Raw genomic sequence first — 10540 nt, forward strand, 5'->3', positions numbered from 1 at the left:
TCCAGGACCATTTCAGCCCGGTCGCGGCGACCTACGCCCGTGCTCGGCCCGGCTACCCACCGGCCCTCTTCGCCTGGCTCGCGCAGTCCTGTGCCGCGCATGATCTGGCCTGGGACTGTGCCACAGGCAGTGGTCAGGTCAGATCACTCCGGAGACTCGCCCTCCCGCCCCCGTTGCCACGGCCAGCGTCCCTCCAGCTCGACCTGAAGCGCCATGCTCAGGAAGGTCCGAATCAGCACGATCAGACCCAGCACCATCACGCCATCCAGCGTCGGCGGCACGGCCACGGTGCGGATGATGTCGGCGGCCACCAGCAGTTCCAGGCCAAGTAGTATGCCGCGCCCCAGATCCTGCCGCAGTCGGTGGTATGGATCGCTGCCCGCGCGCCGTTGCATCAGATAACGCCAACCGGCGATCAGGATACCGGCGACGATGACCAGCACCCCAGCGCCGTCGATCAGCAGGGCAATCCATTCGATGAGGTCTTTGAAGTGGGTCATGGTTGTATCGGTTCCTCAATCCCATAGCCGGGGCAGCCCAACAGCAGGCTGATCCATTTCAGGAGTCTGGTGAGCAGGCGCATGACGGCGCTGTCGATCGGCTGAGGCGTTCGCTCAGGCGACCACCTGTTCAGCCGGCACGTACTCGACGTCCAGCGACTGCGCGACCGCCGGATGCGTCACCTGCCCCTCGCCGATATTGAGACCGTGGCGCACATGCGGATCCTCGCGTAGCGCCGATCGCCAGCCCTGATCGGCCAGAGCCAGCACGCGCGGCAGGGTCGCATGATTCAGGGCATGGGTCGAGGTGTAAGGAACGGCACCGGGCATGTTGGCCACGGCATAGTGCACCACGCCATCGACCACATAGGTCGGATCGGTGTGCGTCGTCGGGCGTGAGCCCAACCCGGTATTCCTCGGTCTTGATCTCGCGGGGGACGCCGATACGCATCGATCACCTGTCTTGGATTGCGCCGCTTGGAAGCGAATACTGTGGGATATCATCCGGCGTCATTCAAGCGATACATCCACCATAGAATCCTCAGACCCTGACTCACGGAGACCGTCATGCGTACCACGCCCCCGTCCCTGTCCGATCGGCTCAAACCCCGGATGTCGGCCTGGCTACTGCTGGCCTTCACGCCCGTGGCGATAGCCGACGGCTCACCCTGGTATTTGCGCGGCGGTCTGAGCTGGGTGACATCGAGCCATGAGCACCTGACCGACGAGAACTGCGCCAACCACAATCCACCCGCCCTCTTTGGATGCTCTCTGGGTTCCGATGGCCGGCCGATCGGCGCCTATGGCCGGCTCGACGACGCGCTGGGCTGGGATCTGGGCGTGGGCTATCGGCTCTCGCCCATCTGGCGTCTGGAACTCGGCTATGAGCGGGTCGCTGACCGGAGCTTTTCGGGAGAGGCCAATTTCCTCTCGGTGCCGGGGGCACAGCCGGTTACGGGCGATCTCGACACCGGCTTGCTCATGGCGCAGGTCGTGGCGGATATCGATGTCGGCTGGGAGCGGATAGTTCCTTGGGTGGCCGTGGGCGCGGGCTGGGCCCGGCATGAAATGGATCCGATGACCTATCGCTTCCCTGGACTGGCTCCGGGAGCCGTGACGGTGACGAGCGACGGCGAACAGGATCAGTTCGCGTGGCGGGCGGCTGTTGGCGTGGGCGTTCGTGTCGATTCGCGTTTCACGGTCGATCTGAGCTGGAGCTATACCGATCTGGGCTGGATGGGCACAGAGGCCGGCACGGCGACGATCGTGCGCGCGCGTGGGACGCGCACCCTGGAGATCGACGGCACGGAGGCGGCGATCCGGAATCAGTCCGTTCGATTGGGAGTGCGGTATCAGTTCTGAGCGGGACGTGCTGGGACAGCTTCGACTGGCTCATGAATCGCGTTTTATGAGCTACACATGAATCGCTTGCCTCATCCACGGAACACGCGAACCCATGACAGCCGGTCGGTGTGGCGTCCAGGCCGCTTACTCACGGCCGGACGACATCGCCCGCACCATCCGCAGCACGCCGCGTCCATAGGCGCGCGCCACGGCCGCGTCCTGCCCAAGGATGCCTCCAATCTCAGCTATCACGCGGGTGTGGGCTCCAGCGCCGGTCGCTGGACCGGATGTCGTGCTGTCGGCGCCGTTGCAGGATCCGGAACGCTATCCCGTAACCTCGGCGTTTTCACCGGAGCGCCGGCATCCGGTCACGGGGCGTCTTCAAGCGCATCGCGGAGTCGATCTGGCTACGCCCATGGGGACGCCGCTCTTCGCCCCGGCCGACGGCCTTGCCCGCACCGGCTATCAGGAACACGGCGCCGGTCACTTCATCGCTCTCTATCATGGCCCGGAGGGCGATCCGGGGAAGGTCGAGACCAAGTTCTTCCATCTCTCCGGGATCCTGGTCGAGCCGGGGCAGCGTGTGCGTCAAGGCGATCTCATCGGGTATACCGGCGACTCGGGCCTGGGAACCGGTCCTCATCTACACTACGAAGTGTGGCGCGATGGTCGAGCCGTCGATCCGCGCACGGATCCGCTGACGCGCTGGACGACCGTCGCCGGCACTACGGATTGAATAATCCTATTTAAAAAGTATTTACATTGTTCACGGCCCCTCGCTCAGCTATGATCCTAGGAAAAAAGGATCAATGTATGCGTACCGTCAAGGCCACACCCCACCCAGCGCCGCTCATCACCCACCCGCAACAGCTGGGTGCCCTGGTGCGCGCAGTGCGCACGGCTTCGGGGCTCACGTTGGAAGAGACGGCGCTGAGCGTCAAGGTCGCCAAGCAGACCCTGCAAAACCTCGAAACCGGGACCGGCACGGTGTCACTGGCACTGGCATTCAAGGTGATGAACGGGTTGGGGATTCGCCTGACCTGGCAGGCGCCGCCCGACGGTGGCCGTTCCGGAGGCACGGATGCGGCTTGAGGTCTGGCTCGACCGGGAGCGGGTCGGCACGCTGGCTTATGATGCCACGCACCACCGTTTTTCATTCGCCTATACCGCTGACTGGTGCGCCCGCCCGATGGCCTATCCGCTGAGTCCGGCGCTCCCGCTCGCGCCGTCCGATCAGTCTGCCGACGAGCACAGCGCCCGCGTGCGCCGGTTCTTTGAGAACCTGCTGCCCGAGGGTCAGGCTCTGGAGGAGGCGGCACGCGCCAACCGCGTCTCCAAAGGTAATCTGATTGGCCTGCTGATCGCACTGGGACGCGAAACGGCGGGCGCCCTGCGTCTGGTGCTTCCGGACAGTCCAGGTCGGGATCAGACCCACAAGCGTCTCCTGACGCCGGATGAACTCGCCCAACGTCTTCGCCAGCGTCCGCACGTCCCCTTCACGGTCTGGGATGGCAAGGTGCGTTTGTCCATCGCCGGTTTCCAGGACAAGCTGGCGCTCCTGGTGGAGGACGAGGACTGGTATCTGGTCGAAGGTCCGGACTTGGCGTCCACACACATCCTCAAGCCCGACCCCGTCGATCCGCGCCTGGCGGGGCTGACGTCCAACGAGTTCTTCTGCATGCGGCTGGCGACGGCCACGGGGCTGGATGCCGCGCCCGTGGACCTGCATCACCTGCCGGAGCCGGTGCTGAGCGTGGCCCGCTTCGATCGTGACCGCGACGGGGCGGCGGTACGGCGGCGGCACGTCATCGACGGGTGCCAACTGCTCGATCTGGCCGGCAGTTACAAATACGAACGTCCTTACGGCGACCATCCCCATGTGCGGGAGATTCGCGATGGGGCCTCGCTGGGCCGGTTCTTCGCCGCGATCGCGGCCAGTCCGCAGCCGGCGAAAGCCAGGTTACAGTTGCTGCGTTGGCAGGTGTTTCAGGTGCTGCTGGGCAATGCCGATGCGCACGCCAAGAATCTGTCCTTTTTCATGACCGCCGCCGGTCCGGTACAGGCCCCGGCCTATGACCTGACCTGTAGCGCGCTCTATCCGGCTCAGGTCAGTCAGACCTTCGCCATGGCGGTCGGGGATGCATTCAGCACCGAGGAACTGTCGGCCTATGAATGGGCGCAGTTTTGCGCTGCCACGGACACACATCCGACGCAGGTGCGCAAGGAAATCGAACGCAGCGTGCGGCTGATCCGCCGACAGCTGCCGGCGGTGCGTGCGGCGGCCATGGACGCTGGGGCGGTGGAGGCGGTCATCCAGCAGATCAGTGCGATCGTGGAACAGCAGTGCCGGCGTCAACTGGAGCTGGCCCCACAGATTCGCGAGATGATGGCCGTCGTTTGAGGGGCGGGCGCAAACGCTACCGCTACAAAATACGCGACACGCTTCACCATGACGGCTCATCCGTATCATCCGTCCCGATGTCGCGCGGACTGAGCGCCTGCCCGATCAGGGCGAAGCGCCGCTCGATCTGAGCGATGTGCGACTGAACGGCGCGCAGACGCGATAACTGGGGTTCATAGTCGGCAATCAGCGCCTTCTCCCAGTCCGTGACACGCCCAAAGGCGCTGGGTCGATATCGATGGCTGATGCGCCCATCCTTGTCCTTACCACACTTGAGGTACTGGGTGCGCCGTTTGCCGCGCACGCGATACCACTCGATCTGAAAGCGCCCCGGTGCCGACCCCGCCGTTCGCCGCACTCTCAGCCCGATGCTGCCACGCTCGCTGGCCGGGCGTGCTCGACGCTCCCGGAGCATGGCCTCGGTGAAGGCGCTCGTCAGCACCCTCGCCTCCTCTTCCAGAACGTCCAGAATCTCGATGCAGCGGGTGGAGTGTCAAGTCCCCGGAGCGCTTCCTAAAAGCCGGTTAGTCACCTAAAATGACCAACAAACGACCGATCAGGATTGCCGCATGAGCCAATACAATATCGCCGAGGCCAAGGCCCAGCTCTCCGAACTCGCCCGTCGCGCCCTCGCCGGTGAGGAGATCATCATTGCCCGAGACAACCACCCACTGGTCAGGCTGGTGCCGGTGCGATTACCCAGGCGAGCGCGCCGGCCCGGCTCCGGCAAGGGACAGTTGCTCCGGATGGCACCGGATTTCGATGACATTCCGGATGGATTCGAGGATTACGTCTGATGCGGCTCCTGCTCGACACGCACGCTCTCCTCTGGTGGGTGGACGATAACCCGCAACTCTCTACACAGGCCCGAAACCTGATCGGCGATGCCGAGAACGACTGTTATGTCAGCCTGGTCTCTGCCTGGGAAATGGCCATCAAGTGCGCCATAGGCAAGCTCAAGCTTGCGGTGTCTGTGCAGCGTTATTACCAGGAACATCTGCCGGCCAACGATTTTCAGCTCCTGCCCATCGACCTCGGGCATGCCACCCTGGTTGAAACCCTGCCGCTGCATCATCGTGATCCCTTCGATCGCCTGTTGATCGCCCAGGCGTGGCAAGAGGGGCTGACGCTGGTGTCGAGCGACACAGCGTTCGATGCCTATGGGGTGACGCGAGTTTGGTGAGACGCGACTTGTATGGAATGAGAGAAGGGTACCCTCAAAATGAACGAATCATGAGGAACCAGGTCGCCTGGATCAGCGAAACCATCGGGCGGCTGACCCTACTCACCGAGCAGACCAGGGCGCTCCGGCTCCGGCGTGCCAACCGGATCCGCACCATTCATGGCTCACTGGCCATCGAGGGCAACACGCTCAGCGAAGCCCAGATTACGGCCATCCTGGAGGGCAAGCGGATCATCGCTCCCCCACGCGAGATCCAGGAAGTGCGCAATGCCCTGACCGCTTACGAGCACTTCGACGCCTGGCATCCAGAGCGCGAAGCCGATCTGCTGGAGGCCCATCGGATCCTGATGTCTGGCCTGATCGACGAGGCCGGCGCCTACCGGCGCAGCGGTGTGGGCGTCATGGCCGGGGAGCAGGTGATCCACATGGCGCCGCCGGCCAACCGCGTGCCCCACCTGATGGCGGATCTGTTCGCCTGGCTGGCCGACAGCGACGCGCACCCCTTGATTGCCGGCGCGGTGTTCCACTACGAATTCGAGTTCATCCACCCCTTTACCGACGGCAATGGCCGCCTGGGGCGGTTGTGGCAGAGTCTGATCCTGGCGCACTGGAATCCGCTGTTCGCCGACGTGCCGGTCGAAAGTCTCGTGTTCGAGCATCAAAGCGCGTACTACCAAGCCTTGCAAGACAGCACCGACCAGACCGATTGCGCGTCCTTCATCGCCTTCATGCTGCAAATGCTCGCCGAGGCCCTGGCCACCACGCGCCCCCAAGTCGCACCACAAGTCAGCCCCCAAGTCGGTGCGCTGCTACGGGCGCTCCGAGGTGAAATGACCCGCGAAACACTGCAAGCGGCTCTGGATCTGCGGGATCGCAAGTCCTTTCGCGTGCGCTATCTCCAGCCTGCTCTGAGCGATGGTCTGATCGAGATGACGATTCCAGATAAGCCCAATAGCCGCTTGCAGCACTATCGTCTAACCGACAAGGGCCGTCAGTGCCTGGCGCAGCAGGGTGCTGTATGATCTTGTAAGGATTGAATGCCATGACGCTTTCCCCCTACCTCGAAGACCTTGATTCCAAGATCCCCGCCATCCAGGTTCTGGAAGCGCTCGGCTGGACCTATCTGACCCCGGACGAGGCCCTGGAATTGCGTGGCGGCCGACTCGATCCGGTGGTCTTGACCGGTATACTGCGGCCCTGGTTGGAGAAAAACGCCCGCTTCGAGACGCGCGGTCACACCTATGCGTTTTCGCCCTACAGCCTCGACGACGGGGTCGAGATCCTGATCGTCATCGACCGGCTCTTGACCGGGTTCGATGAGCCGCGCAACCTCGTGCTCTACATCGACAAGCCGCTGCAGGAGCATTCGCTGCTCCAGGCCATCGCGCGCGTCAACCGGCTCTATGAGGAAAAAGACACGGGTCTGTTGATCGACTATCGCGGTGTGCTCGGCAAGCTCAACGCCGCCATGCACACCTATGACACCCTTGACACCCTGGCGGAATTCGATCCCCAGGACGTCGATCTCACCGACGTCCTGATCGACATCGCCGCTGAGATCGCCCGCCTGCCGCAACGCCACACCGACCTCTGGGCCATCTTCAAGGAGGTCAAGAACAAGAAGGACAAGGAGGCGCTGGAGCGCCATCTCGCGGCGGAGGATGTCCGCGCCGACTTCTACGCGGTCCTGCGCGCCTACCTGAAGACCCTGGCGGTCGCACTCGGCAGTGAGGTGTTCTTCGAGCAGACCCCGGAGGCACGCATCGCGCAATACAAGCAGGATCTCAAGTTCTTTGTCCAGCTGCGGCGCTCGGTCCAACAGCGCTATGCCGAAAAGATCGACTACAGCGCCTACGAGCAGCAAGTGCGCAAACTCATGGACGCGCACATTCAATCGCCGGACGTCAGTGTCATCACCCCGCCGGTGGATATCTTCAACGTCGAGGCCTTCCAGGCCGAGGTCGAGCGGGTCGAAGGCAAGGCGGCCAAGGCCGACACCATCGCCAGCCGGCTGACGCGCACCATCACCGAGAAGATGGACGAGGATCCGGTGTTTTACCAGCGCTTCGTCGACCTGGTGCAGCAGGCGATCGACGACTACCGCGCCGGACGGATCGATGAGGTGGAGTATCTTCAGCGCATGGAGCGCTATCACGCGGCCATCGTGCAGGGGCAAGAGGACGCCATCCCGGCACCACTGCGCGGACGCTGGGCTGCTCAGGCGTTCTTTGGCGTGGTCGGCGAGATTCTGGGCCGCTATACCCGGCCGGATGCCGAGACCCGGACCCGGCTCGCCGTGGAGATGGCGCTGACCATCGATGATTTGATCACCGCCGCAAACCGCTATTTGGAAAGACGGCATCTTTATCCGTCGATGGCATTGTTGCTCACTGCCACACACCGCTATTTATCAATGATCAGTGGGATCCCGGTTGGTTAAACGCGATATTTTACGATCAGTTCAAACTTGGGCAGGAACCACGGCTCGTCAAGCTGAATCGGGGCAAAGGTCGCCTCGGCCTGCTCGAGCGGGCCATGCTGGATGCCCTGCGCGAGCAGGTGCCGGATGCCGCGCCCGGCGACTGGCTGCCCCCTGTCGTTGCGCTGGCTCAACCAGCATTTGCTCGACAGCGGCCCGGAGACGCTGCGCGCCCTGCTCAAGGGCCTGGATGAGGGCGCTTCTTGACTGCGTCTCGGAGGCCAGTCTAGTCTTTACCGGCCTCATCCCGAGGTCGATACGCCAATCAGGTCTTCAGTATGTCCTGCGCTCATTCGTCTTGCATCGTTGTACTTGGTATGCACAGGAGCGGAACGTCCGCATTGACCCGGCACTTAATCGAAATGGGATTTGAACTTCCGGGAGAGCCTCTCCCCCCTCACCCCGTGGACAATCCCGAGGGTTACTGGGAACCCAAGGAACTTATTCTCACCAACCATCGGGTTCTCGATCAAATCGGTGACGGCTGGAAGGCGACCAACCAGATTGCTGCCGAGGCATTCAAACACCCAGCGGCTATCACAGGGCAGAAAAAGATCCGCGAGATCCTCGCCGACGCTTTGAATTCCGGGGATCAGATCATCATCAAGGATCCGAGGCTTTGTCGGCTGTTTCCGCTTTATCACCCCATCCTGGTTGACCTGTTCTCAAGGATTTTGTTGATTCAGGTCATTCGCAACCCCGAGGACGTCGCGCGTTCGCTGGCATACCGCAGCACGATCCCAGATATTGCGCCGGGTGCGATTACGGACCCCGACCACGCCCGCATGCTGTGGCTGAGGTACCACTTGGACGCACTGCAATGGCTAGAGCTAGAACCGATTCACACCATCCGCTACGACGCTTGGCTAGAGGATCAGAACAGCGAGGCTGAAAAGCTTTGGAACCTCGTGCGTCACAGATTCCCGGATGCAGCGTTACAACAACCCAGTCCGCAGATTCGAGCACCGAGGTTTGGCACCAAAGAGATCGGGCAATCCAACCAGGAAACATACAGCGCAATGTTTACGGCCCGTTGTTTCCAGCAACTGTCTGCAGGTTCCCCTGATTGGGACGGTGGTTTCGCGGACAAGGCGTTTAAGCTTTCGGTGCCGCAATCTGGCCAAGGGGAAGCTTCATCGCCAAGCCAGGACCTCATCGCCGCAGCTCAGTGGAATCACGCATCAACCCTGCTGAGCGCGGCGGAAGTTTCCCCCGGTGCGGCTATAGGTCGTGAGCAGATCGTCTTTGTCAGCAACCGGCCGCAAATTCCCTGCCATATCTACCGTGTCAAGAACATGGTAGACACGCTGAATAAACACGGGATCGCAGCAACTTGGCTGCGATCGGAGCAAGCACTCGCCGAACCGAGGACGCTCCGAGATGCCCGGCTGGTCGTCGTACACCGAAGCTTCTGGGATACGTCCATTGAGGCCCTATACCAACGTTGTCACGAGCTAGGTATTCCGACCATCTCCGATATCGACGACCTCATCTTCGACGAAGCCTTGATCGACAGAGGGGAAATCGAATTTATTGCCGGCCTTGATGGCGCGGCGGTCGCTGGCTGGCGAGACAAGGTCAAAGCGTTCCGGAAAACCCTGTTTGCCGCCGATTTTTCTGTTGTCAGTACTCAAGCCATCGCCGACCACCTCACCGCCAACGGACAACCTGCCGCGTGCATTCCAAACGGATACGGCGACGTTGCGGCCCGCCTGTCCGAACATTGGAGGCAGCAGTTTCAATCTGCAGGGGAGCAACGCAGAGTCGTTTACGCCAGCGGGTCACCGACACACGACAGTGATTTTGCGATCGTTGTCCAACCCTTGGTAGAATTCTTGGGTCGACACCTGGACTGGACGCTATCCCTTGTCGGCAATTTGGACATGGAACGCTTCCCCGAGCTCGCAGCGCATCCACGCGTGGAGTGCCGACCGCTCGTACCGCACACAAACCTACACTACGAAATTGCGCGTGCCGATATCAATCTCATACCTTTGACCAGAAATCGCTTCAATGACGCGAAAAGCCCGCTCAAATGGTATGAGGCAGCATTGTGTGGCGTACCGAGCATTGCAACCAACAACCCACTCTATGCCGAGCTCTTGGCCGAAGATCGCGGACTGTTGGCGGTAACGGGAGATGACTGGGCTAAAGGGTTGGACTACCTTGCGGCATCGAAGGAGCGACGCGATGCAATTGCGGAATGCGCTCGGCAAGCCGCAAATGATCGATTCGGGCCACGGGCAATTGCCGAAGACTGGCGGAACCTTCTATCGAAATTCGTTTCGCACGGATGGCCCAAGCTTTGTTAGAGCGACGATGAATGAATGCATTCCGAACTTCGTTAGGCAAGGCTTGCGACGTCTGTGTCAGTTCCTCGGCATTGACTTTGAGGCGCGGTGGATTTCACAGCTCCTCACACCGACTGGGCCAACGACGCATCAGATCAAGCTCAGTCAGTCTGAGCTCGAAGACCTGAGGAAACGCTGATCAAATACCGTTTACTATTCGTTAACACTGAAAGTGCCCTTTTTCACAAACATTTTGTTTTCAGTGGCTACGTCATGAGTGTTTCGCGCTCCATTCAATGGCCCGTGCGGCCCATTTCGGCCACATGTAGATCGTCATATCAC

General features: G+C 61.7%; 13 protein-coding genes. 9 read left to right on the top strand and 4 right to left on the bottom strand.

Annotation, left to right across the window (positions count from 1 at the left end):
* Window positions 1-143: 143 nt before the first annotated feature.
* Both GJ668_RS14230 and GJ668_RS14235 read right to left on the bottom strand, forming a co-directional pair.
* Window positions 144-500 (bottom strand): DUF1622 domain-containing protein, encoded by a 357-nt coding sequence (locus tag GJ668_RS14230; protein ID WP_155450801.1) that lies wholly within the window; start codon window positions 498-500, stop codon window positions 144-146.
* A gap of 114 nt (window positions 501-614) precedes the next feature.
* The gene (locus GJ668_RS14235; RefSeq protein WP_246194891.1) at window positions 615-905 is read right to left on the bottom strand and encodes a hypothetical protein; all 291 of its coding nucleotides are present in this window, start codon (window positions 903-905) and stop codon (window positions 615-617) included.
* Between the two features lie 162 nt (window positions 906-1067).
* Here GJ668_RS14235 and GJ668_RS14240 point away from each other — a divergent pair, with 162 nt between their 5' ends.
* The 4 genes from GJ668_RS14240 to GJ668_RS14255 all read left to right on the top strand — a co-directional run bounded on the left by GJ668_RS14240 (window position 1068) and on the right by GJ668_RS14255 (window position 4245).
* Complete coding sequence (locus GJ668_RS14240; protein ID WP_155450803.1) at window positions 1068-1862, top strand: outer membrane protein; 795 nt, start codon at window positions 1068-1070, stop codon at window positions 1860-1862.
* A gap of 274 nt (window positions 1863-2136) precedes the next feature.
* Window positions 2137-2580 (top strand): peptidoglycan DD-metalloendopeptidase family protein, encoded by a 444-nt coding sequence (locus GJ668_RS14245; protein WP_186343115.1) that lies wholly within the window; start codon window positions 2137-2139, stop codon window positions 2578-2580.
* A gap of 77 nt (window positions 2581-2657) precedes the next feature.
* Window positions 2658-2936: a helix-turn-helix domain-containing protein gene (locus GJ668_RS14250; RefSeq protein WP_186343116.1), complete on the top strand. Its 279-nt coding sequence runs from the start codon at window positions 2658-2660 to the stop codon at window positions 2934-2936.
* A complete protein-coding gene (locus GJ668_RS14255; RefSeq protein WP_155450806.1) occupies window positions 2926-4245 on the top strand; it encodes a HipA domain-containing protein in 1320 nt (439 codons plus the stop codon). The genes GJ668_RS14250 and GJ668_RS14255 overlap by 11 nt, the downstream gene beginning before the upstream one ends.
* A 43-nt stretch (window positions 4246-4288) precedes the next feature.
* Here GJ668_RS14255 and mobI read toward each other — a convergent pair whose 3' ends face one another.
* Window positions 4289-4723 carry a conjugative transfer protein MobI(A/C) gene (gene mobI / locus GJ668_RS14260; protein ID WP_343032224.1) on the bottom strand — a complete coding sequence of 145 codons (435 nt, stop codon included), beginning with the start codon at window positions 4721-4723 and terminating at the stop codon, window positions 4289-4291.
* Window positions 4724-4814: 91 nt separating this feature from the next.
* Here mobI and GJ668_RS14265 point away from each other — a divergent pair, with 91 nt between their 5' ends.
* From GJ668_RS14265 to GJ668_RS14280, 4 genes are read left to right on the top strand one after another with little or no spacing between them, the layout of a single operon-like run.
* The gene (locus GJ668_RS14265) at window positions 4815-5042 is read left to right on the top strand and encodes a type II toxin-antitoxin system Phd/YefM family antitoxin (RefSeq protein ID WP_155450808.1); all 228 of its coding nucleotides are present in this window, start codon (window positions 4815-4817) and stop codon (window positions 5040-5042) included.
* Window positions 5042-5428 carry a type II toxin-antitoxin system VapC family toxin gene (locus GJ668_RS14270; RefSeq protein WP_155450809.1) on the top strand — a complete coding sequence of 129 codons (387 nt, stop codon included), beginning with the start codon at window positions 5042-5044 and terminating at the stop codon, window positions 5426-5428. Before GJ668_RS14265 ends, GJ668_RS14270 begins: the two co-directional genes overlap by 1 nt.
* Before the next feature lie 50 nt (window positions 5429-5478).
* On the top strand, window positions 5479-6450 hold the full coding sequence (locus tag GJ668_RS14275; protein ID WP_246194893.1) for a Fic family protein: 972 nt from the start codon (window positions 5479-5481) through the stop codon (window positions 6448-6450).
* A 20-nt stretch (window positions 6451-6470) separates the two neighbouring features.
* Window positions 6471-7868 carry a type I restriction enzyme subunit R domain-containing protein gene (locus GJ668_RS14280; protein ID WP_155450811.1) on the top strand — a complete coding sequence of 466 codons (1398 nt, stop codon included), beginning with the start codon at window positions 6471-6473 and terminating at the stop codon, window positions 7866-7868.
* Here the strand turns inward: GJ668_RS14280 and GJ668_RS14285 are convergent.
* Window positions 7865-8041 carry a hypothetical protein gene (locus GJ668_RS14285; RefSeq protein ID WP_155450812.1) on the bottom strand — a complete coding sequence of 59 codons (177 nt, stop codon included), beginning with the start codon at window positions 8039-8041 and terminating at the stop codon, window positions 7865-7867. The two genes, GJ668_RS14280 and GJ668_RS14285, sit on opposite strands and share 4 nt — an antisense overlap.
* 270 nt (window positions 8042-8311) lie before the next feature.
* Between GJ668_RS14285 and GJ668_RS21110 the strand changes: the two genes are divergently transcribed.
* Window positions 8312-10219 (top strand): glycosyltransferase family protein, encoded by a 1908-nt coding sequence (locus GJ668_RS21110; protein ID WP_186343117.1) that lies wholly within the window; start codon window positions 8312-8314, stop codon window positions 10217-10219.
* The last annotated feature ends 321 nt before the right edge of the window (window positions 10220-10540 follow it).

The organism is Allochromatium palmeri (genome assembly GCF_009720725.1).
Lineage (GTDB): Bacteria > Pseudomonadota > Gammaproteobacteria > Chromatiales > Chromatiaceae > Thermochromatium > Thermochromatium palmeri.